This is a genomic window from Armatimonadota bacterium (genome assembly GCA_017303935.1).
GTDB lineage: Bacteria > Armatimonadota > Fimbriimonadia > Fimbriimonadales > Fimbriimonadaceae > JAFLBD01.
Window position 1 is genome coordinate 352,210 of the sequence record JAFLBD010000003.1, and the last position, 24,467, is coordinate 376,676.

The 24,467-nt window shown below is 54.7% G+C and carries 22 protein-coding genes; all 22 read right to left on the minus strand.

Going from position 1 to position 24,467, the window contains the following annotated elements:
- Positions 1-6: 6 nt before the first annotated feature.
- The 22 genes from ftsA to J0L72_10915 all read right to left on the minus strand — a co-directional run bounded on the left by ftsA (position 7) and on the right by J0L72_10915 (position 24,463).
- The gene (gene ftsA / locus J0L72_10810) at positions 7-1,230 is read right to left on the minus strand and encodes a cell division protein FtsA (protein ID MBN8691259.1); all 1,224 of its coding nucleotides are present in this window, start codon (positions 1,228-1,230) and stop codon (positions 7-9) included.
- A 40-nt stretch (positions 1,231-1,270) separates the two neighbouring features.
- Positions 1,271-1,645, minus strand: a complete 375-nt coding sequence (locus J0L72_10815; protein ID MBN8691260.1) for a small basic family protein — start codon at positions 1,643-1,645, stop codon at positions 1,271-1,273.
- On the minus strand, positions 1,642-2,403 hold the full coding sequence (locus tag J0L72_10820; protein MBN8691261.1) for a DUF881 domain-containing protein: 762 nt from the start codon (positions 2,401-2,403) through the stop codon (positions 1,642-1,644). The genes J0L72_10815 and J0L72_10820 overlap by 4 nt, the downstream gene beginning before the upstream one ends.
- Entirely contained in the window at positions 2,400-3,131 is a 732-nt protein-coding gene (locus J0L72_10825; GenBank protein MBN8691262.1) for a hypothetical protein, read from the minus strand. Before J0L72_10825 ends, J0L72_10820 begins: the two co-directional genes overlap by 4 nt.
- Positions 3,109-5,316: a D-alanine--D-alanine ligase gene (locus J0L72_10830; GenBank protein MBN8691263.1), complete on the minus strand. Its 2,208-nt coding sequence runs from the start codon at positions 5,314-5,316 to the stop codon at positions 3,109-3,111. Before J0L72_10830 ends, J0L72_10825 begins: the two co-directional genes overlap by 23 nt.
- A 189-nt stretch (positions 5,317-5,505) precedes the next feature.
- On the minus strand, positions 5,506-6,597 hold the full coding sequence (gene murG / locus J0L72_10835; protein MBN8691264.1) for an undecaprenyldiphospho-muramoylpentapeptide beta-N-acetylglucosaminyltransferase: 1,092 nt from the start codon (positions 6,595-6,597) through the stop codon (positions 5,506-5,508).
- Positions 6,533-7,840 carry an FtsW/RodA/SpoVE family cell cycle protein gene (locus tag J0L72_10840; GenBank protein ID MBN8691265.1) on the minus strand — a complete coding sequence of 436 codons (1,308 nt, stop codon included), beginning with the start codon at positions 7,838-7,840 and terminating at the stop codon, positions 6,533-6,535. The genes murG and J0L72_10840 overlap by 65 nt, the downstream gene beginning before the upstream one ends.
- A 15-nt stretch (positions 7,841-7,855) precedes the next feature.
- Positions 7,856-9,238: a UDP-N-acetylmuramoyl-L-alanine--D-glutamate ligase gene (gene murD / locus J0L72_10845; protein MBN8691266.1), complete on the minus strand. Its 1,383-nt coding sequence runs from the start codon at positions 9,236-9,238 to the stop codon at positions 7,856-7,858.
- The gene (locus tag J0L72_10850) at positions 9,231-10,157 is read right to left on the minus strand and encodes a hypothetical protein (GenBank protein ID MBN8691267.1); all 927 of its coding nucleotides are present in this window, start codon (positions 10,155-10,157) and stop codon (positions 9,231-9,233) included. The genes murD and J0L72_10850 overlap by 8 nt, the downstream gene beginning before the upstream one ends.
- The gene (gene murF, locus J0L72_10855) at positions 10,150-11,505 is read right to left on the minus strand and encodes a UDP-N-acetylmuramoyl-tripeptide--D-alanyl-D-alanine ligase (protein ID MBN8691268.1); all 1,356 of its coding nucleotides are present in this window, start codon (positions 11,503-11,505) and stop codon (positions 10,150-10,152) included. Before murF ends, J0L72_10850 begins: the two co-directional genes overlap by 8 nt.
- A complete protein-coding gene (locus tag J0L72_10860; GenBank protein MBN8691269.1) occupies positions 11,502-13,016 on the minus strand; it encodes a UDP-N-acetylmuramoyl-L-alanyl-D-glutamate--2,6-diaminopimelate ligase in 1,515 nt (504 codons plus the stop codon). The genes murF and J0L72_10860 overlap by 4 nt, the downstream gene beginning before the upstream one ends.
- Positions 13,013-14,695: a penicillin-binding protein 2 gene (locus J0L72_10865; GenBank protein ID MBN8691270.1), complete on the minus strand. Its 1,683-nt coding sequence runs from the start codon at positions 14,693-14,695 to the stop codon at positions 13,013-13,015. Before J0L72_10865 ends, J0L72_10860 begins: the two co-directional genes overlap by 4 nt.
- Positions 14,676-15,059 (minus strand): hypothetical protein, encoded by a 384-nt coding sequence (locus tag J0L72_10870; protein ID MBN8691271.1) that lies wholly within the window; start codon positions 15,057-15,059, stop codon positions 14,676-14,678. The genes J0L72_10865 and J0L72_10870 overlap by 20 nt, the downstream gene beginning before the upstream one ends.
- A gap of 118 nt (positions 15,060-15,177) precedes the next feature.
- A complete protein-coding gene (gene rsmH / locus J0L72_10875) occupies positions 15,178-16,161 on the minus strand; it encodes a 16S rRNA (cytosine(1402)-N(4))-methyltransferase RsmH (protein MBN8691272.1) in 984 nt (327 codons plus the stop codon).
- Positions 16,158-16,646 carry a cell division/cell wall cluster transcriptional repressor MraZ gene (locus J0L72_10880; protein MBN8691273.1) on the minus strand — a complete coding sequence of 163 codons (489 nt, stop codon included), beginning with the start codon at positions 16,644-16,646 and terminating at the stop codon, positions 16,158-16,160. The genes rsmH and J0L72_10880 overlap by 4 nt, the downstream gene beginning before the upstream one ends.
- Before the next feature lie 346 nt (positions 16,647-16,992).
- The gene (locus J0L72_10885; GenBank protein ID MBN8691274.1) at positions 16,993-18,252 is read right to left on the minus strand and encodes a GAF domain-containing protein; all 1,260 of its coding nucleotides are present in this window, start codon (positions 18,250-18,252) and stop codon (positions 16,993-16,995) included.
- A 28-nt stretch (positions 18,253-18,280) separates the two neighbouring features.
- Positions 18,281-19,063, minus strand: coding sequence for a phosphate ABC transporter ATP-binding protein (locus J0L72_10890; GenBank protein ID MBN8691275.1), 783 nt, complete (start codon positions 19,061-19,063; stop codon positions 18,281-18,283).
- Positions 19,064-19,109: 46 nt separating this feature from the next.
- A complete protein-coding gene (aroC, locus tag J0L72_10895; GenBank protein MBN8691276.1) occupies positions 19,110-20,201 on the minus strand; it encodes a chorismate synthase in 1,092 nt (363 codons plus the stop codon).
- Positions 20,202-20,251: 50 nt separating this feature from the next.
- Positions 20,252-21,085 carry a zinc metalloprotease HtpX gene (locus J0L72_10900; protein ID MBN8691277.1) on the minus strand — a complete coding sequence of 278 codons (834 nt, stop codon included), beginning with the start codon at positions 21,083-21,085 and terminating at the stop codon, positions 20,252-20,254.
- A gap of 210 nt (positions 21,086-21,295) precedes the next feature.
- On the minus strand, positions 21,296-22,141 hold the full coding sequence (locus J0L72_10905; protein MBN8691278.1) for a hypothetical protein: 846 nt from the start codon (positions 22,139-22,141) through the stop codon (positions 21,296-21,298).
- Positions 22,135-23,679 carry an amidohydrolase family protein gene (locus J0L72_10910; protein MBN8691279.1) on the minus strand — a complete coding sequence of 515 codons (1,545 nt, stop codon included), beginning with the start codon at positions 23,677-23,679 and terminating at the stop codon, positions 22,135-22,137. The genes J0L72_10905 and J0L72_10910 overlap by 7 nt, the downstream gene beginning before the upstream one ends.
- Entirely contained in the window at positions 23,660-24,463 is an 804-nt protein-coding gene (locus J0L72_10915) for a hypothetical protein (GenBank protein ID MBN8691280.1), read from the minus strand. Before J0L72_10915 ends, J0L72_10910 begins: the two co-directional genes overlap by 20 nt.
- Between the last annotated feature and the right edge of the window lie 4 nt (positions 24,464-24,467).

A 24,467-nucleotide genomic window follows, 5' to 3' on the forward strand; every position in this document is an offset into this window, starting at 1 on the left:
AAAAAACTAAACTTTCATTTGAAAGAAAGTGCGAATTCGCTCTTTCCATCTACCCATGCCACTTGCGGGCACCACTTCCTCGTCGCCTTCAAGCAGCGCAAAGGCTGCCATTCCTACTGCGGTGCTCCATTCGGCACCACTTGCCTTGATCGATGCTGGGCCTTCCACCCTTGGAGCCGCCAACTTTACATTGGCATCTCCCATAACCTGTGCAAAAAGTTGCGGTGTTCCAGGAAGCAATGCGCCGCCTCCGGTCACGTATGTTCCTCCCGGCAGCAAACCCTTGTGTCCGCTCTTTTCGATGTGCTGCGCGGCAAATTTGGCAATCTCACGCATCCGACTCTCGATGATCTCAAAGAGCACGCGTCGCTGCATGTGTCGAGATTGAGTTTGGCCAATTTGGCGGACTTCGACGGTCGATTCGTCTGGCTTGGATGGCGCCAACGCTCTTCCGTGCTTTCGCTTGAGCTGCTCAGCGTCTTCCGGCGTCATTTTGAGCAGAGAAACCAAGTCGTTGGTGACACTGGAACTGCCCACCGGAATCACTGCCGAATAAGCGATGGTGCCTCGGCTATAGATCGCAACCGCGGTCGTTTGCGCGCCGATGTTGATCACGGCGGTACCGATTTCCAATTCTTCTGGTCGTAGCAATCCTAAGCCAGCAGCAACTGGCTCAGCAACCATCTGTTGCACTTCGAGGCCAGCAAGTTGAACGACCTTCTCCAGGTTCATCAAGTGCGCCACATTGCCGAGGACAAGGTGAGTCACCACCTCCAGACGAGATGCCGAAAGTCCGATCGGTTTGGCGATCCCGCTGGTGCCATCGACTGTGAATTCCCGCGGAACAACCATGATCGGTTCGCTGTCAGCGGCGATGTCGACCTGCCGGCTGTGCTTGATCACGGCAAGAACATCAGCGCTAGTGATCGCTCTTCCGCTCGGCACGATTTGCACCATGCCTTGTACGTTCATGCTTTGCAGGTGCTGGCCAGAAACGCTGAGAATCACCTCTTGGGGCCGAGGGACGGTGCGGAGCGAACGAGCCGCTTCCGAGACTGCCATCGCGCACTGCTCAAGATCAGTCACGCTGCCTTTGCTCATGCCTCGGTTCGGCACGACCGCAACTTCCTGAACGCAAATCTGATGATTTTCATCCAAGTTTGCAGCCAAAAGCGCCACTTTGCTCGATCCAATATCGAGCGCGTAAACCATATGTTCCGTCATGTCCACAACAACAACCTCAATAAGTTGACCGAGCCAAAAATGCGGCTCAGCCTAAATTTCTTCCTTCCTCGCGGCGCGCACGCCCGAGTTCCCATTTCGTCAAAACCATTCGCCGTATAACGCTCAGGTTTGTAAAAATGCGCTGTCCAAAAATGAAAGCGCAAACTAAAAAGATGTTTGCCCCAATGCGGTCGCCTAACCAGCTTAGCCCATAAGCAATGGCGATATTCGCAAAGAAACCGGTGACCAAGATTTTACCGTCAAACTTGCCCTCCATTTGGCTACGAATTCCACCACAGACCGCGTCCATGCCAGCCAAGCATGCTACGCCAACGTAGACTCCGAAGTCACCGCGAATCGGTCCTCCGATCAACAATCCGAGCGCAACACCCAAAACCAAGCAGATGAATGGGAGAATCACGGCTTCTCCCCTTCTTCACTCGCAACCGCGAGTTTCTTGGTGGTCGTTCCACTGTAAGCCGGAAGGGTCATTTTGTCCACCTTCTCGATGCTCACCATGTTTGGATCGGTCAGCTTGATATCATCGATCACGCCGCCAGGCGTTCCGAGCGCACCGATCAAGGTCTTGGTGTCTCCGATCGCCATCACCCGAATCGGTGAGGCGCAGGAAACAAAGTTGACATGGACGACTGGCCCCACGCATCGGATCGCCGTTCCAGCAACCACCCGTTGACCATTCACCGCCACGGCTTCGGCCCCAGCTGCATTGAGTTCATTCACCACCCGAAGCACGTCAATGTCGTGGATGATGCCTTCTTGCAACGGCATTTCAAAGTCCTTTTGGCTGGTGTCCTTCAACGTTACAGTCACACCAGGACCCGTCAATTCGGTTAGACCGGCAGCAATCTTGTAGGTTTGCAAGCTTTGCTGAAGGAGCTTTGCGTCGCTGTCTTCTCTACTGGCGGCGCGCTCATACTTCGCGAGCTGCTCGCGAAGGGTATTGACCTCAGACTGGAGCTTGATATAGTTTTCCTGTACTTCGAGGCTCGGGCCAGAGAAAATTCCATTTTTCTCGGGCGAGATCGCGCCCAGTCGAGAAACGCGGGCTTGCTGGGTCACAAATGCAAAACCGATCATAAGGCCCAGCACCAAGGCAAGCGCACTCAGCACGAAAACAGGAGAATTTGGCTCGATTTTTCGGACGAAGGGATTACTCATTTCGGAACGACCATTGGGACACTCGGCACCGTCAAATTAACCACGGCGTACCGTGAAAACAAATCAGATTCTTTGCGGGTCATCTCTTTCAACTTCGCGAGCTTGTCTGGGAACTTCTCGCTCGTTCCAAGGATGACTTTTGATCCGCCTTCAACTTCCATTTCATATACGCCGCGCTCACCAACGACGACCACCGGCTTCAAATCTTGCCAATCGTTGATCAGTGATTCGCACAACGTAGCGATCGCGCCCGATTGCCAAGTCGCAAACGGGCTCAATCCAGGTTCAAGCGTGCTTTGCGGCAACCGGAGTTTAGGCAATCCTGTCACAACTCGCTTGCTCAAGTACAGATCACCAAGCTCCGAGAGAAAAACTTGATCTCTCCCTTCCACTTCTGCGACTGGCTGTTTAAGCATGACTTTCAAGAGTCCGCGACCAAAAATGTTCTGGCTGTATTTGGCACCAGCGATCTCTTCAGATTCCAAAATTCGGCTCTCGATTAAAGAAACGGGCACCTGCATCGCGGGCTTTCCACGAACGGATTCCAAAATGCCTTGAATTCTCGGATCCTCGCTAGGGATGCTTCCTTCGATGCGGATCACATTCGCGCGAGTCGCCGGGCTGAAATAGACTCCCGCCGCCGAATTCCCTGCCACTGCGAGCCACAGCATCGCCGTCACTGGCAGTTGCATTTTTCGTCGTCGCTTACGCACGGGCTTTTTGGGCATCGGCCAAAATCTCCTCGCACAATTCGGCAAAAGTCAGGCCCGCCGCTTCGGCACTCTTGGGCAACAAACTGGTCGGAGTCATCCCTGGCAGCGTATTCACTTCCAAGATCACCGGTTCCGTTCCATCCTTGATCAAAATGTCCGTTCGGCTGGCTCCGCGGCATCCCAAAATCTGGTGTGCGCGCAACGCAAGCTCTTGGCACTTTGCGGTGATTTCATCACTCAATCGAGCAGGGCAAATCTCGAGCGTGGCCCCGGGCGAATACTTCATTTCGAAGTCGTACACGCCAGAAGAAGGAACGATTTCAACAACAGGGAGCGCACGATCCACGAGAACCGGCACACTCACTTCGGTGCCTTCAATCCACTCTTCAACGAGCACGTCCGCGCCGTAGTGCCGCGCTTTCTCGACTGCAGAATCAAGTGACGCTCGGTCGTTCACAAAGCTCAATCCGACGGTGGACCCTTGCGCATTTGGCTTGACAACCCACTTCTCGCCAGGAACCGATTTCGGATCAAACGCCTCGCCAGACTTCACCAAAATTCCTTCAGGAACCGGAAGTCCGCCCTGCTTCAGAACGAGCTTCGTTCGCTCTTTGTCCATCGCGATTGCGCTGGCCAAAATCCCGCTTCCCGTGTAGGGGATGTGAAGCAAGTTCAGCAAACCTTGGATGGCTCCATCTTCGGCGTTCGTGCCGTGGACAGCCAAAAATGCGACATCCGGCTTTTGCACGCCAGACAAGAAATCAATCGGCTGCCCGGAGAGCAGTTTCTCACTGAGGTCAACCAAAGAGACATCATGGCCGCTACTTTTGAGCGCGGCATAGATCGCGCGGCCGGTGTGAAGGCTCACTTCTCGCTCGGCGCTATCGCCGCCCATCAGCACGACAACCTTCGGCTTTCCGGTGCGTTGGAACTCCGCAACAAAATCCGGTCCAAACGTGGCAATGGTTCCTGCTCCCATCCCGACGATCACGTCGCCATCCTGGGCGATCGACTTCACGTGACGTGGAAGCAAATGCCGGCTTGGAACGTAGTCCACCGGGCAGGTCACCTGTTCTGCAATTCGCGCGCTACTGATTCCCGGCATTGGTGCCTCGCGCGCCGGATAAATGTCTGTCATCACCAGGTAATCGGCCTGACTGAGCGACTGCGCAAACTCCTTGAGGAAATCGGCAGTTCTCGAATAAAGATGAGGCTGAAAAACGACAACCAGTCGCCGATTCGGAAACTTCTCCCGCAAAGCTTGAATCGATGCCGTAATCTCCTTCGGGTGATGTGCGTAATCGTCTACGACCGCCACACGATCATCAAGCAAGACTTGAAGACGCCGAGAGGCTCCGGTAAAGGCCTTTAGCGCCGTTTCGGCTTTGGCTGCATCCACGCCAAGTTCCGAACACACAATTCGGGCTGCCTGAGCATTCAGCCGGTTATGCAACCCTGGCAATGCGAGCCCAGTGAGGAGTTCGTCGTCTTTGCCGTAAGCTTGCTTCTGCCCAGCAAAGGCATCCGCAACTTCAACCGCTCCGGCATCATCGCGGCAGAAAATCAGCTTGCCATCGATCGGCATTCGGTGGACAAACGCCAGCATCGCGGCTTTCAGGTTTTCCCAAGAGCCGTGGAAATCCAGGTGATCAGGCTCGAAGTTCGTCAGGATCACATGCTGCGGATCAAAATCTCGGAGGCTATCGTACGCTTCGCAAGCCTCGATGACGGCCCATTCGCCCGAACCTTCGATCACGGCATTGCCAAGACCAGGCACAAACGCACCCACCACCACTGTCGGATCAATCCCAGCGGCCATCAAAGCGGTTCCGACAAGTCCAGTGGTTGTGGTTTTGCCATGAGTACCGGTGACGGCGATGACCTTTTTGCCTCGCATCAACCAACCGAGCACTTGTGAGCGGCGAAATAGTGGTGCACCGGATTCAAGCGCAGCTCGAACCTCTGGACTGGCTGACAGATCAATGGCGTCGGTGAGCACAAGAGCGTCGCCCTTGCGAACGGCATCACCGGTGTGGCCGATGGTCACGTTGATTCCGAGTTCTCGTAGCCGCCGAACTTCTGGCCCATCGCTAGAATCTGTGCCATGCACTTGGAACCCGCGGCGATGGAGCATTTCGGCGACGCCGCTCATTCCTGCACCGCCGATTCCGACGAGACAAAACGACTGGAATTTATCCAATTCTTGTCGTTTTGAAAAGCAGGATTCTATCTCGGTCCGAGTGCGCACAACTGAACAGAAATTGTACCGGGCAGACCCCCTGGTTTTTCATGGCTTTCGCCACGAATTTGCATTTATTTTCTGCGCTGATCTTGCGATCATGCCCGCAAAACTTTTGAATAGTACAATTTACAAGTTTAGTTCAGAAATTTACTTCTTTCCTGAGGCCTCTTCAAGGAGGTCCAAGATATTCTCCACCGCATTTGGCAGGTCCCAGTCTGCCAGAGCTTCATGGGCACTTTCGATGTTTCCAGGCTCATCCAGCCAGTACCGAATCCGCGCCTCCAGAGTCGACGCACTCATATCTTTCTGAGGTAACAACTGCGCAGCTCCCATGTTTTCAAATTCGACCGCATTATAGTGCTGGTGATTCCCCATCGCGCTTGGCAGCGGGACGAGCACCGATGGCTTTCTGAATGCAGCAAGTTCTGCCACGGACCCACCCGACCGGCAGACCACGACAGAGGCCCGGAAGAGCGCATTCGCCATCTCGTCCGCGTTCAAGTAAGCGCTAATGTCCAGCTCCGCCGAGATGGCCATCTTCTTGACGGATTCATGCAGTCCCTCGAAGTTCTTGGTCCCCGCCACGATCAACCAATGCGCGTTGCTGTTCACCATTCGGGTCGCCGTGGCGATCGCCGCTTCATTCAAAACCACTGCCCCTTGTGAACCACCCATCACCAAAATGAGCGCCTTATCGTTGGGAGTTTTGTGCCCAAACAGCGAACCTTGTGCGCTCTGTCGCAGCTCCCGGCGGATCGGCATTCCCGTGCGCCGAACCGGAGTTGAGCCAAAGTGTTCGCCGCCCGTTTTGAAGGTAGTGGCCACAGCATAAGCGCGCTTAGAAAGCAGCAGGTTTGTACGACCGGGAACGGTATTTTGCTCGTGAATAACGTACGGAATTCCAAGCTCTTTAGCCGCATTGACCACCGGCGCACTGGCGTAGCCTCCCGTCGAAAAAAGCACGTCAGGGCGAATCTCCCGCAGGCGCCTCTTAGCAAGCATCGAAGCTCGGTACAGGTTCGCCAAGGCTTTGATTCCGCCTAAGCTCTTGATCGAATAAACAGGCTCAGAGGGAAATCCATAGAACTCAAAATCCGCATCCTTGCAGAGCCGCGATTCCTGCCCCCGAATCGATCCGAGGTAGGTAATTTCATGACCAGATTCTCGCGCCGATTTAGCGACTTCGAGCGCTGGATAGACGTGCCCGCCTGTTCCCCCGCCGGTGACTACGATTCGCATGACTCTTCCCCTCCTCTCGCGATGGCATCATCGCCGCCGCCTGACACAATCCCAATGCAATCCAAAGCGCGATCAAACTACTTCCGCCCGAACTAATGAACGGGAACGGAATTCCGATCGCTGGCAACGTGCCATTTGCCATCATGATGTTGACGCTCGCCTGCAGCCCCAACCACAATGCAACGCCTGAACAAAGCGCTTGGCCAAATCGGGTTGCGCAACGGAAGCCCAATTCCCACAGTCGCCAGATCAAGGCTCCAAGCGTCCCCAGGAAAAACAGAACGCCAATCAGCCCGCCTTCTTCGGCTACCGTAGCAAAAATAAAGTCTGTGGTCGCGGCCGGCATCATGTGCTTGACCTTGCCGGTGCCTGGCCCAGAACCCAAAATGCCGCCGCTGGCCATGGCGATCTCGCTCTGAACCGTTTGGTATCCAACATCATCGATCCGGTCGTCTTCCCATCGATGGACGTGGTTAAATACACGCTCCATTCGATAGGGCTCTTGGGCAACGAATGCCCCTACAAGCAATGTGCCGGCTAGGCTGACCGCGATCAGCGACTTCTTCGTGATTCCGCCGAAAGCAAACATGAAGTAACCTGTGGCGCCGATCACAGCGGCTGTACCGAGGTCAGGCTCCCGTTCGACGAGATAGACGTAGAACAAAACGAGCAACGCAGGCATAAACCGCACGAGCTTTGGAACCCAAACTCGGTCCAATCTGTCTGCCCAGTCCTTGATTCTCGACGGTTCTTGCCACGGCTTCCGGCTCGCCAGAACGGAAGCCAAAAATAGCACGGTGGCGACCTTTGCAAACTCCGCAGGTTGAACGCTGATCGGGCCGATTTTGACCCATCGTTGCGCGCCGTTGAGTTCAGTACCGATCACCTTTACCGCGACCAATCCGAGCCCGGCGACGCCCATCCAAAATCCGGCCGAACCTTGCCAGAAACTTCCACGCACCCGACTCACTCCGAAACCGATTGCAACAGAAACCACTGTAAACAGCAGTTGATTACGGAACTCAACCGGGATCGGGCCGTCTCCGCTTGCGATCGACCGAGCAAATCCGGCATCAAAAATTACGAGCAAGCCCAGCAGAGTCAGCACCAAACTCAGCGCCCAAATGACCGGATCTTCCCCCGGACCACGTCTGGGTGCCGATTCCGGTGCCCGAGTCTCTACAACCGCTTTTCCCGCGGCGACTCTTCTTGCTTTCGTTGCTCTAGTTTTTTGTCTGATCATCCGTGATCTCCAGGTTTAGGCCCTATTTCTTACAATTCTTTTGAACTCTGCGCCCCGTTCCATAAAGTTGGCAAACGGCGCCGCGCTCGCGCATCCTGGCGCAAGGATCACCGTTTCCCCACAGCTTGCGTCTGTCAGTGCCGCGACTGTTGCTTCCTCCAGGCTCGAAAACGGACGAGCTGTTTCGCCTAACTGCTCGAGGAGTCCGCCAGGTTCCGTAGAACCAAAGACGTATGCTTGAATCCCGTTCGCTTCAAAGAAATTCTTCACGGGTGCAAAGTCAAGTTGTTTAGTCACACCGCCCATGATCGGGCGAATCTTGCCAGAAATCCCCCTCAAACTTGAAATTACCGCCGCTGGATTTGTACACATCGAGTTATTGATCACCCGGACTCCACCTTCATCCGAGATGATCTCCATACGATTTTCGACGCCCTTGTACTGTTGTAAGGCGGCGAACATTTTGGCCGGGTCGGCACGGTCTTCAAGTGCGGCGATGACCATTTCCCAGGCCGTCACCAGGTTCAAAAAGTTATGCCGGCCTACAATCGGTAGCGAGCGCTGTTCGAAAGGACCAGTCTCCAAACCGCGCAGCATCACATGGTCACTTTCAATCCAAGATTCCGTAGGGTAACCAGCGGACTTCTCCCCCGCGAACCGGATTTCTGGACCGGCTGGAATCGCCGCGAGCATCTGCTCCGGTGGAAATCCGCCTTCTGCAGCAATGACAACGGCACAATCGCCTTCGTCCAGATTCTCGAAAATGCGAAACTTCGTATCGCGATAATCCTCAAAGTTCGGGTGCCGGTCTAGATGGTCCGGAGTGATGTTCGTGATCGCGGCTACTTTGGGCGCAAACTCTTCGATCCATTCCAACTGGTAGCTGCTAACTTCGGCCACCAAAAGGTCTTCGGGTTGAGCAATATCAGCCGCTTCACAAAGAGTCAGTTCCTCATAGCCACTGCCCGCGATATTCCCACAAAGCAGCGCATTCGTGCAGGATTTCGCCAATAACCATGACAAAACAACCGAGGTTGTCTTCCCGTTCGTGCCGGTAATCGCGAGAATAGGTGCCTCAGAAATCTGGTAAGCGAGTTCGACTTCGCTCCAGATTGGAATCTGCAACCGCACGGCGTCGAGTAGCGCAGGGTGATCTCGGCGCATCCCAGGACTTGAAATGAGCAGATCGAATTCGGGGTTTTCAAATCGACCGTGCCATCCGCTAATGACCTGCGCTCTTAACCCTTGGAGCTGCTCGATCTGTTCAAGTTGGGCGGTAGAAACCACCTGCTTTTCATCGTAAAGTACAACTTTACCGCCCCTCCGAATGATGGCTTTTGCCGCCCCGATTCCAGATCGGCCCATCCCTGCAATACCAATCGTTCGACCTTCAAACATGGTTTACTCCGAGGCTCATTCCGAGAAGAACGGCGGCCGCTTGGATCATCACAAACATGAAAGTCACGCGTGTTTCGGGCCAACCTGCATTCTCGAAAGCGTGATGAATTGGAGTAAAGGGAAACAACTTTTTCTTAAACACTTTCACCCAGAAAATCTGAAGCGGTACAGGCACGAGCTCGGCGATCATCACGACACTCATGAGAGCGAAAACCCAGAATTGCTTCGACGAAACGTAAGCTAAAAAGTCGGGTGTCGCCGCCGAAAACGTGTTCAAAAAGAACAAGTATCCAAAAACGGCACCAATCGCCAGCGCGCCCACATCCCCCATGAACACCTTCGCAGGTGGCGCGTTGAAACAGAGGAAAACGATCAACCCGCCTAGAAGTGCAAATGCGATAGATGGATAACTATGCAATCCAAAACCGATACTTAACCACACGGCTAGCGACCCCGCAAGCCCATCCAGCCCATCGGAAAAGTTGTACGCATTAGTGAAAAACAGAATGAAGAACACCGAGACGGCCATCGCCCAAATCGGCAAATTCCAACTAGCCGCCACGGCGAGTCCAATCTGCATCACAAGCTTCGGAATCCAGCCTAGTCCTCGCTTGCCTTTCAGCATCTTCGGAACAACATAGTCGTCAATGAACCCGATCAGCCCGAATCCTAGGAGAAGGATGAGCGCGGTCACAGCTTCCTTGATGCCAGTGGTTGAAGCGTAAACCAGTGCGGGAATCGCACCAGCAAGAATGATCAGCCCTCCCATCGTTGGAGTTCCCGCCTTCACCTGGTGCGTTTGCGGAGCGTCCTTATGGATCGTTTGCCTACTCTTCAGGGCGACCAAACCGCGCAGAATGAACGGCCCGGCAATGCCGGAAACCAGCAATGAAATCAGAAAGATTGTGGCGCTAATCATGCACTTTCACCGTTTCAAACGCACGCTCGAGCTCAAGCGCTCTGCTTCCTTTGACAAGCACGAAGTCACCATCTCCGAGCGACTCGATGACTCTTCGAACTTCAGCTGCATCCGCAAGCTGTCTGACCTTCGCGGAGGCGAGGCCCAGTTGCACCGCTTCATCAGCCATCCAAGTCGCCTCATCGCCGATGGTGTAGAACATTTCTGGCTCGATTTCCGCAACTCGCGCCCCAATTTCCCTGTGCTTTGCCTCAGAATGTTCGCCCAATTCCTTCATCGATCCCAAAATAACGGTCAATCGACCAAGCGATTTGGCTTCGCGCAGTGCGTCAAGCGCCATCAAAACGCTATCCGGGCTCGCATTATAGGTGTCCAAGAGAATCGTTACGCCGCGCTGGCGGATCACTTGCATCCGCATTGGAGGCTGTTCGAAAGAAGGTAGCAATTCACAGCCTGACTGAAGGCTCACTCCGCAGGAAATCCCAACCGTAAGTGCGGCGGCAGCATTCAGTGCTTGGTGCTTCCCGACTGTCGGCAATTCAAGTTCGATTCGATCACCCTCAAATCCGATGGCAATGGCCATGCGATCTAGGCTCAATGGAGTGTATTTCAAGATTCGAACATCCGCGCCTTCTGAAAATCCAAAGCTCATCGTTTGGCAATCGGCAGAAGCCTTCAATTGAGCGGCAAAGTCGTCATCGGCGCCGTAAATCGCCGTCCCAGAGGCGGGCAATCTCCGAAAAAGCTCCGTTTTGGCCTTCAGAATTCCTTCGCGGCTCCCCACCATTTCCGCGTGCGCGTTTCCGATCAGCGTGATCAATCCAATATTGGGTTCAGAAATCGCCGCGAGCGCGTCAATCTGGCCAAATCCGCGCATGCCCATTTCGATCACCGCCGACTTGTGCTCCGGAGTGAGGCGCGTCCATGTTAGCGGAGACGTGTACTCAGAATTTTGATTTCCAGTGTTCTTGAGCACCGGTCCTAGGGCGCCCAACACGGCGGACGACATCTCCTTCGCAGTGGTTTTGCCGTTACTGCCGGTGATTCCGACCACCGGACCATGAAATTCTTTTCGAATCGAATTCCCTAGCTTGCCAAGAGCGGCCACAACCTCCGGCACCAAGATGTGCGGAAATGGGACGGCTCGGTCGACGAGAGCACACACTGCCCCGTGTTCAAACGCGCTTGCCACAAAGTTGTGCCCGTCCACCCGCTCGCCCTTGATCGCAATAAAGACGTTGCCTTGGACGGTGTCCCGATTGTCCAAAGAAAAACCGCTAAAGTTGGAGTTATCCCCAACCATAACCCCACCGCAGCGACTTGCCAGCTCAGAGAGTTGAAAAATCAAGCCTTCCCCACTGCGCTTGAAAGCGCCCTCAGCGCTTCGATTCGGTCGTCGAACGGCAACTTCTCTCGGCCGACGATTTGATAGTCCTCGTGGCCTTTCCCGGCGATCACCACAAGGTCCCCGCGCTCTGCCATTTCGATCGCAGATTGAATTGCAGCTTGGCGATCAGTGATCACTTCAAAACTACTGCCTTCGCGGGCTCCAGAAAGAAGATCGGCCATGATCTGCGCAGGATCTTCGGTGCGTGGGTTGTCGCTGGTAAATACAGTGTGATCAGCCAGCCTAGTCGATACCCCAGCCATTTTTGGTCGCTTGGTACGGTCTCGATCTCCGCCGCAACCAAAGACACAAATCATCTTGCCTGGGTTCAAATCTCGCCCTGACTCCAGTAGCTTCTCGAGCGCGTCATCGGTATGCGCATAGTCCACGATCACTCCGATTCCCTTGGTGTTCGTGATTGACTCGAATCTCCCTGGGACCGGCTTCGCCTCAGAGAGCGCCTTTGCCAATTCGCTTGGCGACCGGCCAATCGCTGCCATCGCCGCGAAGACTGCCAGGCAATTTTCGGCGTTGAATTTGCCACCGACGCCAATCTTCGCCTCAAACTCCCCTTCCGGAATTTTCACACCCAACTCCAGAGAGTCAAATGCCAGAGATTTCAAAGTTCCACGAACAGTTCCCGCCTGAAATCCGTACGAGAGCACTAGAGGCGCAAACTCGCCGAGTTTCACCTTTTCCCAACGGGCGATCCACTCTTGCCCGACCGGATCATCAGCGTTTATGACCGCGACAAATGGCTGCTCGCTAGCCTCCGCAACCTCTTCAAAGAGCCTCAATTTAGCCGCCTTGTACGCTTCCATCGACCCGTGATAGTCGAGATGATCCTGCGAGAGATTTGTGAACAACCCGAGATCAAAACGAACGCCTTCGATCCGCTTTTGATCGAGTGAATGCGAACTTACTTCCATTACAAAATGGGTCACGCCTTTGCTTCGGGCTTCGTTCAGAGCCTCCCACAAATCGGTTGGAAACGGCGTCGTGTTGCCAATATCAGTCAGCTTGCCGCCGATTTTCAGCCCAAGCGTCCCCATGTACGCCGCGTCTGGGCCAAGCGCTTGCTGAAGGAGCCAGGCGACGGTGGTTTTGCCGTTTGTACCCGTCACTCCGATCACCCGCATGTCCAGCGTCGGGTCGGAGTAAAACTCGCGGCAAATGAGTCCAACTGAGGCGTAAAACTCGGGAACATCGGCAGAGAGCTGAACTGCGGCCATGCCGAGCTCCTTTGCCGTGTTGAATCCAGATTCCGTGAAAACCAGGGCCGATTTTGCTCCCTTCGAACGGGCCTCAGAGAGAAACTCGTGAGTATCCCGCGATAGTCCTGGCATGCATACAAACATCGCGCCAGGTTCAACTCGGCGCGAATCCGACACGATAGCAAACACGGAAGCGTCGCCGTCCACACGGACAGGCGACACTTCGCTAAGTTCCAACAACACCTTGAGATCTATCATTCTGTTTTTGGCAAATTGAATCTAGAAATGAGCGATTCGGCGACGCTCTTAAACACTGGACCAGCGACCGTTCCGCCGTAATACTGCCCATCGGATGGATTGTCGATCATCACCAAGACCACCGCTTTTGGGTTTTGGGCCGGAACGAACCCCACAAAATTTGAGACATATTCCTTGTGCCCTTCCCGCGTTCGACCGTTCAGCTTCTCGGCTGTACCGGTTTTTCCGCCGATGGCATATCCAGGGATTCGCAATTTATGTGCTGTTCCGTGCTCATTTTCGAACACCGATCGCATCATTGTGAGCACTTCATCACAAGTCTCGGACTTAAACAGCCGGCGCCCCGCAGAAATCGGCACCTTTTTGCTGCCAATTTTCTTGATCAGCCGCGGTTCTGGACACACACCGTTATTACCAAGCGACGCAAACGCGGCACAAAGCCCAATTGGAGTGACGTTTAACGCCTGACCAAAGCCCATGTTGGCGAGCTGAATCAGCTTTCCGCCGTCATTTTCGTTGTATCTGCCAGGAATTTCACCCGGCAACCCGATGCTTGTGCGAGTAAACAGCCCAGCATTCTCCATAAAGCCGATGAACTGATCTCGCCCGATCTGCCTTGCCCAAGTGGCAGCACTGACATTACAACTTTCGGCGATTGCCATCTCAGCATCAATCGCGCCGTGACCGCCGTGCGCACAAGAAACCCGGTTCACTCGGCCGACCGCGATTGAGCCACCGCAATGAATTACCGTGTGCGGGTTAACGCTGCCGGAATCGATTCCTTCTGCCAGTGTCAGGATCTTGAATGTCGAACCTGGCTCAAACCGAGCCATGACGGCAGGATTGAATCCGTTCTCTGACTGAGAAACGCCGTTATTCACCCAGCTGGCCATCGCTAAGATGTCGCCGGTCCGCGGATCGATCACGACCACGACACCTTGGTCGGCCTTATGCTGCTCTACCGCACGCTTGAGCGCTGACGTCGCAGCGACTTGCAACCCACTGTCGATCGTCAGGACGAGGTCTTGACCGTGCACAGCCTTAATGTCGCTGGACGTCATGCGCATCGGCAAAAACGCGCCGTAGCGATCCACCAAGCCTTCGCGCTTTCCGTCCTTTCCGGAAAGCATGCCGTTTTGGCTCGATTCGAGCCCAGTCGCGGGCTTCCCTTCAACTAGCTGACCAATCAGGGCATCGGCAACATCCGAGAACGGGTATTCGCGAGTCGGCACCCGCCGAAGCGAGAGACCATCCGCGCGCCAATCCACCTTGATTTGCTGGATCTTCCGCTCGCGCTCTTGATTGATCTTTTGGCTCCAGGTCTTACTCTTGCCACCACTTCTTGCTGAGAGTTCGAGTTCGATTGCCGGCAGACCGCTCGCTTCGCTGAGCGCCATAAAGAAGGAATCCGACTTTGGCACCTTGTCGTAGCTGATCGAGAGCTCAAATGTATCGTTGCTCTGCGCCAAAACCTTGTCGTCAGCGCTGAAAATTGCCCCTCGCCGCGCCGTATCTGTCCGCGAAACGATGTAGTTGTTGCCTTTCCTCGCGGTCTCGAGAGTCTTACCCGCCGCAAAAATTTGTACGTAAGTTTGCGACAAGGCGGCACAAGCCATCATAGCCACCAAGAAGGTGCCTAGCGTTCGATTTCGACGTCGTTCAGCGGAGGTCTTCGCCATGATTTGACTCTACAGAGACGATTGTTTCTGGGGCAATCGCTTCAACTTTAGGCTCAGATGCGAGAACTGGCTCGGCGCGATGATTACTCGCCACGAGAGTGGGAGAGGTCGATGGCCCAAAGTCCGGCGCCGGGGTCATTTCGACACCGCTGAGCACCATCTGATTTGCCGTAGCGTATCGATCCACGGACTTCATACTGGTGAGGAAGTCTAGGCTTCTTCGAATCTGCGCAGCGTCCGAACGAGCTTGAATCGCGCGTTCTTGGCTTCGAATTCTCTCGCGGCGAGTCTTTTCAAGCATCGCGTTACCAGCGATCGAGCTCAAAAAGAAGCTGACCAAGAGCGTGGCAGAAAAGATCGCCATGGCAGACCCGAGCGTCAACGATTTCTTCCGAGCGCGGGACCGAGTCACAGGCACGCATTGGCGTGACTGACTTGGCCGCGAATGTCGGCGTTGGGTACGAGTCGTTGTTCGATTGACTCTACGATGCTGAAGGGCTGCGCTCATTGTTTTTCTCTTCCTTAATGCGCCGAATCGCACGCAATTTCGCGCTGCGGCTTCGGCGGTTTCGCCCGATCTCCTCCTGAGTCGGGGTCCATGGCTTACGATTCAAATCTTCAAAATTGCCGTCGGCGACGAGCGCTCGAAACGCCCGCTTAACGGCGCGATCTTCGAGAGAGTGGTAAGTCAACACCACGATCCGCCCGCCTTGTCGCAGGCACCCGCAAATCTCGACGATCGCTTCTTCGAGGTTGTCAAGTTCGCCCGAAACTTCAATTCGGATCCCCTGAAAACTCCTCGTTGCAGGATGAATTCTCTTATCCCTCTTCGCCGGTGGGACGGCTGCGAAGATGCAATCCACCAGATCGCTCGTGGTTTCGAGTGGGCGCAATTTTCGTCGATCCACAATCACCCGCGCGATCTGACGACTCCAGCGCTCTTCGCCATATTCCCGGAGCACTTTTTCGATTGCGTCTTCTGCCGCAGTATTCAAAAAGTCCGCCGCAGTCCGCTCTCGAGAGCGATCCAGTCGCATATCCAACGGCCCATCTTCTAAAAACGACATCCCGCGACTTCGATCATCGATCTGCTGGCTGTTCAACCCCAGGTCGAGCAAGATGGCGTCAACAAATCCATCGAATCCAGCAGGAGCCTGCCCCGCAATAATCTTGAATCCGCCTTCATCTTCGCCTCCTGCCAAAAACCTCAACGCTTCCGGGATGAATCGGTAGTCCGCATTGACCAAAACCACCGATGATTTAGGCAAAATCTCTGCCGCCTGATCCATCGTCTCGCGATCCCAATCGAACCCGATCAATGTGCCACCAGGCAAAACGCGATCAAGCATCTCCTTCGCATGCCCGGCAAATCCAAGCGTGCCATCCAATGCGACTTCACCGGGAGCGAGCGAAAGCTGCTGCAGCACCTCGGTCAACATCACTGGATCGTGCTTCAAGGCGGTCATGGCTGCACCCGCCCCGTCATCATCACGTGCGACTTGAGAATCTGGTCCCTTCGAGCAAAGCCATACCCATCGATATCGCTTTCGTACTTTTCGTGCTCCTCAAGCGCCCAAATCTCCATCCGGTCGCCCAATCCAATGATCTTAACTTTTGAATTGAGCTTAGCGAGAGCTCGTAATGACTTGGGCACGACCATTCGCCCCTGAGGATCAAACTTGATCTCGTCTTCGGCTGTGCCAAGGATCAATCGCGCGAACTGCTCGCGACCGACATTGATTGCGGAATGCTCAAAAATCTCCCGAACGGTGTCGTACCAAGCGCTTGCCGTGTAAACGGTCAAGCACCCTACAGTCCCCAGCGCCATCACAAAACCTTCCCCCAGTCGGTCTCGTTTTTTCTTCGAAACCAAGACGCGACCCTTATCGTCGATGGTTGCTTCTTCAGAACCAATCAACAAGTTTTCAGGTCGAGGGATGAACTTTTCCAAGGCACTTAATCCATACTTGGGTTTGCGGGTGTTTTATAGAAAGTCAAGGCCGGCGCCACATCCTGTGTTGCCAGCCCTGGATTCTGCAGGACCCCCGCCCTGGGATGGATGATCTCCGAAATCTTCCGTGGGATTTCAAACCATCTGATAGGGATTATATTGGGAAAATCCTGGGAAGAAACGCCATTTTTGAGAAAATTTGGACTTTTTTTGCAGTTTAAGACAACTGTATATCTGCTAGCAAATTGTGTTAGTCACTGTATGTCTACATAAATGAGCAAAGCAACAAAATATGGCCCGATTTCAACTGAAATCGGGCCATACAAATTTCAATTGTTTGCGAAGACTAACTCTGTTTATGGGGCAAGCAAACCCGAAAAGTTGTACCAACTCCCGATTCGCTATCGATTGAGACTTCTCCACCGTGTGCATGGGTGAGTTCCAAAACGATTTTGGTACCCCAGCCGGATCCGCTGGATTTTGCCCAGACGCTCCGCGCCGATCCACGCAAAATTTTGTCCGCGGTTTCCCGAGTCATTCCTGGCCCGGTGTCCACGACTTCTATATAGTGTTTCTTGTCAAACCGGTACCGAACGAGCACGCTCTCGACATCATCCACGTCATCGTGCCGAGTTTCAGCGACAGCCTTGATAGCGTTCGACACCAGGTTCTGCACAATGCGAAACACGAACATGCTGTCGTGCATGGTCGCCGGAGCATCGTAATTGATGTCGTAGTTGACTTCTATGCCGTTCTTGCGACCCTCAGATTCGAGGAATGAAGCAGCGTTTTCCACCACCGCGCCAAGCTTGGCGAGCTTCATCTCTGGTGCAAGCTCCTTGCCCGCGCTCAGGTCGCTCATCAAAGTGGCATACCGCTTGATTCGGTCGATACTGTCGTTGAGTTCGCCAACGATCTCGTGAATGCTCTCTAGGTAGCCCATCGATTCAGCGTCCGAACCAGCTTCCTTGCCATGTTCCACGGCCATCTTGACGGTCTCGGAGCTGAAGGTCAGGTTTGCTTCCAGGGCAAACGCCATATTCTTGATATCGTGTGCGACACGGCCCATTCCCAATAGCTGAGAGGCACGAGTTTGTTCTTCCAGCAATTGCCAGTTCAAGTAGGCGAGCGTTGAAACCGAGCTGATCGTTTCCAGGACGGTTTGGTCATCATCGTTGAAAACTCCCTCGCGTTTGTTGATCAACTGGACGATGCCGATCGGCTCCGTGTCGTCCAACATCAGCGGGACGGTGATCATGTTGTGGACATCGACACCGGTCTTTTTGGTGATGCTTGGATCGATTTCTGGTTCAAGAACGCTCACTTCAGTTGTGCGGTTCTGAAACACGCGTCCTGCAGCACCAAAATCGTCCGGGATGTCACTGAATTTGAGGACCGCTGCGCTGGATTCCGGCAACACATGGCGGAATTCAAGGGTGCACTTATCTTTATTGTGCAGATAGATCGTGCCGCCTTCGGCGCCAACCGCTTCCACGCAAATTGAGAGAACTTCCGGCAGGACGTCATCCAGCCGCCGGCTGCTTGCCAGCTTCCGGGTCGCCAAGTGTATGGCATCAAGTAAGGCGGTCTGAATCGTGGAGTTCACAACTGCAGTATTTTACCGGTGATCTGGATCAACCGAAGCGGCCGCTGATGTAATCGTCAGTTTGCTTTTCTTTCGGATTCGTAAACAGGTCGTAGGTCTTGTTGAATTCGATCAGCCGCCCCATCAAGAAGAACGCGGTGTAATCGCTCGCGCGCTGAGCTTGCTGCATGTTGTGCGTGACGATGACGATCGTGTAGCGCTGCTTCAACTCCGCGATCAGTTCTTCGATTTTCGCAGTGGCGATCGGGTCCAATGCAGAGCACGGTTCGTCCATCAAAATGATCTCTGGATCAACCGCCAACGTCCGGGCGATGCAAAGTCGCTGCTGTTGTCCTCCAGAGAGCGCGGTTCCACTTTGCTTCAGTTTGTCTTTGACCTCGTTCCAGAGTGCGGACTTGGTAAGGCACTCCTCGACGATCACGTCTAAGTCGGCCTTCTTTTTGATTCCGTGGATTCTCGGGCCGTATGCGACGTTGTCATAGATCGACATCGGGAACGGATTTGGCTTCTGGAAGACCATTCCAACGCGCTTGCGCAGTGCCACAGGATCGACCCCAGAGCTGTAAATGTTCTCACCGTCCAAGCAGATCTCGCCGACAACCTTGGCACCCTCGATCAGGTCGTTCATCCGGTTCAGACAGCGAAGAAAAGTCGATTTGCCGCAGCCCGATGGGCCGATGAACGCAGTGGATTTACCTTCAAAGACGTCGATGCCCACGCCGTACAGCGCTTGAAAGCTGCCGTAAAACATGTCAATCCCGCGCGCGGTGATCTTTGCGTGCGTCTTTTCGGTTGGAATTTCAGTTTCCATCATTGCTGCAACGGCATGCATCTGCTCTAATTCAAGCTCGGGCATATTAACGCTCTGTTAAGGCTCGATGCCGGAGCGCATGGTCCACCAGAACCAGCGCCATCATCGCTTCAACCATTGGCACTGCTCTTGGCAACACGCAAGCATCATGCCTTCCTCTGCCTTTAATCACGGTGTCTTCTCGGCCGGGCCGCGAAACGGTGTCCTGCTCATGCAAAATCGTCGCTGTCGGCTTGAACGCGGCTCGAATCAAGATTGGCATCCCGTTGCTGATACCACCTTGGATTCCGCCACTGTGATTTGATGTTGTGTATACCCGCTTGTGGGGGTCCGAGCGAAACGGGTCATTGTGCTGGCTTCCGGTCATATTAGTGCCGGCAAAACCACTTCCGGACTCAAATCCCTTGCATGCCGGGAGGCTAAGCATGGCTTTAGCCAGATCAGCTTCGAGCTTATCAAATACAGGTTCACCCCATCCAGCCGGTACATTTCGAGCGACTGCCTGCACCACGCCTCCGACGCTATCTCCGAGCTTTCGAACGGCCTCGATTTTTTCAATCATTCTCGCCGCGACTTCAGGATCCGGGCAACGAACGGGTGTGCTTTCAACCTGCTTTAGAGTGACGGTCTCGGGGTCAACGTCGGCAATGATATCGTGAACTTTCTGCACCCAAGCCAGAACTTCGACGCCGAATTTCTCACTCAAAATCTGCTTGGCGACCGCCCCAGCTGCCACGCGCCCGATAGTCTCGCGGGCGCTCGCTCGCCCTCCACCCGATTCTGATGTCAGCCCGTACTTCTCTTCATAGGTGTAGTCCGCATGGCTGGGGCGGTAGGCAGATTCGGTTTCCGAGTAATCCTTAGGCCGTGCATCAGTGTTTCGCACCATCAAAGCGATCGGTGTCCCGAGCGTGACCCCATCTTGATTCAGTCCGCTGAGCACTTCGACCTGATCCAATTCGTTCCGCTGTGAGACGATTGAGCTTTGGCCAGGTCGGCGGCGATCGAGTTCATTCTGAACCTGGTGCAAGTCTAACCGCATGCCAGGCAAGCAACCATCTATCACGACCCCGACCCCTGAACCATGACTTTCGCCAAAGGTCGAGATCGTGAACAGTTTTCCGAATGAACTTCCCATCGCTTACCTCCCCATTTTCCCCAAAAGCGGTGGAGGTTTGCGGGCGAAGTTCAGCGCATGGCGTCGAGTCGTCGCACCCGCTCTTCAATCGGAGGGTGCGTGCTGAACAGCTTCGCGAACTGCTGCCCGCTCAACGGATTCACGATACACATGTGTGCCGCGGACTGAGGCATCGTGTGGTTCGGGATCATCTGCGCTCCTCGGTCAAGCTTCAGCAGGGCATTCCGAAGCCCATCGGGCCGACCACAAAGCTCCGCGCCCGTCTTGTCGGCTTCAAACTCTCGGGCTCGACTCACCGCGAACTGGATCATCATCGCGGCAATTGGTGCGATCAAACTCACCACGAGCAGCACGATCGGATTCGGACGGTCTTCATCCCCGCCGCTGAAGAAGTTGGCAAACATCGCCATATTCGCGATGGCGCTGATCATGCCAGCGAGGCTGGCAACAATCGCGCTCGTGAGCGTATCCCGGTGCTTGATGTGTGCGATCTCGTGGGCAATCACCCCTTCGATTTCACTCTCATTCAAGATGTTGAGCAGTCCGTCATTGACCGCAACCACGCCGTGTTTTGGACTCCGTCCTGTGGCAAACGCGTTCGGTGAAGGATCGTTGACGACATAAAGCCTCGGCATCGGGATGTTCGCGCGTTCGGAGAGCCGACGGACCATCGAATACAACTCGGGAGCCTGGGATTCTGAAACGGGGTTCGCCCGAACCATCTTCAGAACGATTTTGTCGCTGAAGAAGAACGTCACCAAGTTCATCACCGCGCTAATCAGCGCCATGACCATCAGTCCTGCCGAACCACCGACCGCGTTACCGACCGTGATCAACAAGGCGGTCATTCCCGCCATCAACAAAAAGACCTTGAAGTTGCTCATATTCCTGTTAGAAACCACGCTTCGAAGGTCAACAAAAAAGACCTTCGCCAGCGGTTGCTAGCGAAGGTCTTGCGTTTATGGTCCAAACCGGCACGATCAAAATCGTAGCGTATTGTCGATTTGGTCCCCTAGAAGTCTAGGTGCTACTCCCCTTCGGAATATGGTTTCTGGACATTCAAACGCCGAAGCTATTTGAATAGTTCCCAACCACTAAGGCATTTTTGCATCGTCCATCGCGCGCCAAATTTCGGCCATATGCCGCAAGTGAACCGTGTGCGCTTGAGCATCTTGCCCGCCATAGTTCCAGAAATGCAGATGCCCAGCATCTAGTTGTTCCAGCAAGGGGTAATTCGGATCGGATGCCGCAGCTCCCGAAGTTGGCACGACGAACGATTGCCGAAGCTTCGCTCCCACCGCGCGCGCCACTTCCCAAGTCGACAGATAGCTGTTTGGCGTGATTCGGCTATTCGTCGCCACAAAGCTCACCCTTCCCGCCATCGCGTCCAGCGCATAAGGCAGCCATGGGTCAATGTTCGCAGGATCGGGAAGGCGAGTTTTTGCATCAAGGTATCCACCGTAAAACGAATCGCAAAGGAGCACACGGCGGATGAGCATCCGGTTGCCAGGTTGTTTCATCCACTCGCGAACCGCGCCATATCCCGCGCTAAAACTGGCGATTCGGATGCCTCGAACCTTGTAGCCAGGAATCTTTGCCTCAACCGCACGCAACCAGTCCGGCAGAGCGCTCGTCGATATGAACGGCGCGGCATAAGTCGCCGAGCCTTCACCCAAAGCCAAGATCAATAGCGGTTCGTGCAAATTCGCCTTAAGATGTTCGCTGAGCGCATACCAGTTCGGTGAGTGAACGCTGATGCGCAGCAGCCCGGTTGTATCAGGACTATAGCCTTCTGGGATGAAAAGGTCGCCCTTCTTCCCGGCGACCTCGATTGGGATCAACCGATCCACCGGAGCAGTCTCGTCCTTCACAAACGTGACCCGATGCATCGTACATGGTTGTAGGTTCATGATCGTCGCTGCCGCGAGTGCCGTCAACATATCTTCTCTCCCCCACGATACACCCCGGTGATCGACGCCGATTCATCCTTGAGCGGATTTTTGTCATACGTCACGAAATCTGCCAACTGGTACAGCTTCAATGAGCCGAGCTCGTCGCCGCAACGATCCGCATCTCGCCCGCGTTGGGTGTAGCAATCGAACGCCTCTGCAACGGACAGATTCTCGGAAGGGTCGAAGCCATCCGGCCGATTCGCCGCAGTACGAATTCCAATCCAAGGATCTCCCAACACAATCGGTCGATCGCTGTTAAAGGCAAGGGGAATCCCGGCCGCTTTGACCGACCGAAACCGCTTGAGCTTGGCCGCCCGCTCCGCTCCGAGTTGAACCTGATAAGCCTTGCCAAATCGGTGCAAGAATTCCGGTTGCATCGTCACAAAGCACCCTGTTTTACGAATTCGTTCGATTCGCTCGTCGGTGAGCATCATTGCGTGTTCGAGCCGGTGAATCGCTGGATCGGGGGTCATCTCGAAAGCTGTCAGAACTTCATCCACTGCTCGATCGCCGATGGCGTGAACCGCCACTCGGTACCCCGCTTTAGCCGCTTTGACCATCATCTGTTGCAGCTTCTCACGCGCGTAAATCAAGGTGCCGGATTCGGTGGCGGTTTGATCTTCGGCGGTCGAATAGCTGCCATAGATCGCTGCAGTCGCCGAACCGATCGCGCCATCGGCGAAGATCTTCAGGCCCGCGATCTGGCAACGATCAGGCTGCATCTGGCATGAAATCTCTTGGATCATATGCGGACGGAACCCGCGAGGGCCGAGCACCGCGCTCCATTGCATGTAGAGCGAAATCCGCAAGCCACTTTCCCGTTCGCTAGCCTGGTGATAAGCCTCCAACTCCTTCAGCAAGTGCCAGCGGCCAGTCATCATGTCGGTCGCATGGGTGATGCCCAAGGATTGCATCGCCTTGCCCGCCGCAACGATCGCCTCCACCATCTCTTCGAGGCTCGGCTCCGGGGCGCGACTCGTGACGATCTCATGCGCGCGTTCCAGCAAAACACCGTCCAATCGTCCGCTCGAATCCCGCCGGTAGGTGCCACCAGCAGGATCGGATTCCGACTCCGAGATATTCGCCGCACGAAGGGCGGCAGAGTTCACGACGCTGGCGTGTCCGTTGACGTGCCGCAAAGAGATCGGAACGGTGTCCGAGAGTTTGTCGAGGTCTTCCCGAGTGAGGTGTTGCGCGCCATCGAACTTGGTTTGATCGTAATGAACCGCCTGCAACCACTTCCCTGGCTCGATCCCTTTCAGCGCGTCGCTCACCATTTGGAGCACTTCATCAGGAGTCTTGCAATGCCCCAAGTTCAGCTTTTGCAGGTCCAGCCCGGTCGGCAGAATGTGGCAATGTGAATCGACAAACGCCGGTAGGACATAGGCGCCGTTCAAGTCCACCGAGTCCGGCACCGCCACCTCACCAGCAGCCAATTCCCGACTGATGATCTTGCCCTCTCCATTCAACAGCATCGCGCCGGGCGAGCCATCTGGGTTCAAAAAGTTATGAAATCTGCGGTGCATATGCTTTTTCGTCTAGCCATTGTTGATACCGTTGAATCTGGGCATCGGTGGCATTCTGTCCGCCCGGATGGGCCAAATTGTTGATTTCATGGATCGATCGCACCCCCACAAGCGCGGTTCCGAGCTCGAGTGCGGCGTTCACGGTTCCGCGCGCAAAACCATCTGGGTCATCGTCGGCGTCAAAGAACGGTTTGCCCGCCCCCCAATTCAGCAGATGAGTTTGGACCACGCCGACTCGCCGGTCGTGTGCCAGCCGCGCCAAGGCCTGAAAGTCCTGTTGGTAGATCGGGTTCAATGGAGCGAGGACAACCTCAAAGGCGTCGTTGAACTGCCACATCGCCATCGCCGCCAAGAACGAGCCCCCAAAATACAGCCCGATATGCCGAATGGTTCCGTGCTGCTTGGCGAACTCCAAGGTTTGGAGCGCTCCGACAATCTGATGCTCTTCCCACGCCTTTCGGTAATCCAGAAAGAAGAAATCGAGGTGTTCGCGACCGACCGAACACAGAATCTGTAGCAACTCAGCCTGCAAGAGGTCGCTGGCGTGGTCTGAGTCGGTGGCGTTTTCCAGCGAGAGTCCGCCGCGAGCCATCAGCAGCGCATCGGTTCCACGCATAGCGCCGCCCCACAGTCCAGGGCGTGAAGAGATGTCTAAGACGGTTTTTTGAGCCACTGCGTGCTGCACAAATTGGGGCAACCAACCTTCAGAGATTTGGTGGGGTGGCATCAGGCTCAGCCAGAGCCGGGGGAATTCTAGATTGGTTCTGCCGAGAAGCCTGGACATGCAA

What these genes read in the sequence shown, in the direction of transcription:
- J0L72_10850 (MBN8691267.1), bottom strand. Translation starts at nt 10,157, where the DNA reads ATGATTAGCGCCACAATCTTTCTGATTTCATTGCTGGTTTCCGGCATT.
- J0L72_10910 (MBN8691279.1), bottom strand. Translation starts at nt 23,679, where the DNA reads ATGCACCGCAGATTTCATAACTTTTTGAACCCAGATGGCTCGCCCGGC.
- J0L72_10840 (MBN8691265.1), bottom strand. Translation starts at nt 7,840, where the DNA reads ATGATCAGACAAAAAACTAGAGCAACGAAAGCAAGAAGAGTCGCCGCG.
- aroC (MBN8691276.1), bottom strand. Translation starts at nt 20,201, where the DNA reads ATGGGAAGTTCATTCGGAAAACTGTTCACGATCTCGACCTTTGGCGAA.
- J0L72_10905 (MBN8691278.1), bottom strand. Translation starts at nt 22,141, where the DNA reads ATGTTGACGGCACTCGCGGCAGCGACGATCATGAACCTACAACCATGT.
- J0L72_10890 (MBN8691275.1), bottom strand. Translation starts at nt 19,063, where the DNA reads ATGGAAACTGAAATTCCAACCGAAAAGACGCACGCAAAGATCACCGCG.
- J0L72_10860 (MBN8691269.1), bottom strand. Translation starts at nt 13,016, where the DNA reads ATGATAGATCTCAAGGTGTTGTTGGAACTTAGCGAAGTGTCGCCTGTC.
- J0L72_10825 (MBN8691262.1), bottom strand. Translation starts at nt 3,131, where the DNA reads ATGCCCAAAAAGCCCGTGCGTAAGCGACGACGAAAAATGCAACTGCCA.
- J0L72_10865 (MBN8691270.1), bottom strand. Translation starts at nt 14,695, where the DNA reads ATGGCGAAGACCTCCGCTGAACGACGTCGAAATCGAACGCTAGGCACC.
- rsmH (MBN8691272.1), bottom strand. Translation starts at nt 16,161, where the DNA reads ATGACCGCCTTGAAGCACGATCCAGTGATGTTGACCGAGGTGCTGCAG.
- J0L72_10870 (MBN8691271.1), bottom strand. Translation starts at nt 15,059, where the DNA reads ATGGCGATCTTTTCTGCCACGCTCTTGGTCAGCTTCTTTTTGAGCTCG.
- J0L72_10900 (MBN8691277.1), bottom strand. Translation starts at nt 21,085, where the DNA reads ATGAGCAACTTCAAGGTCTTTTTGTTGATGGCGGGAATGACCGCCTTG.
- murD (MBN8691266.1), bottom strand. Translation starts at nt 9,238, where the DNA reads ATGTTTGAAGGTCGAACGATTGGTATTGCAGGGATGGGCCGATCTGGA.
- J0L72_10915 (MBN8691280.1), bottom strand. Translation starts at nt 24,463, where the DNA reads ATGTCCAGGCTTCTCGGCAGAACCAATCTAGAATTCCCCCGGCTCTGG.
- murG (MBN8691264.1), bottom strand. Translation starts at nt 6,597, where the DNA reads ATGCGAATCGTAGTCACCGGCGGGGGAACAGGCGGGCACGTCTATCCA.
- J0L72_10820 (MBN8691261.1), bottom strand. Translation starts at nt 2,403, where the DNA reads ATGAGTAATCCCTTCGTCCGAAAAATCGAGCCAAATTCTCCTGTTTTC.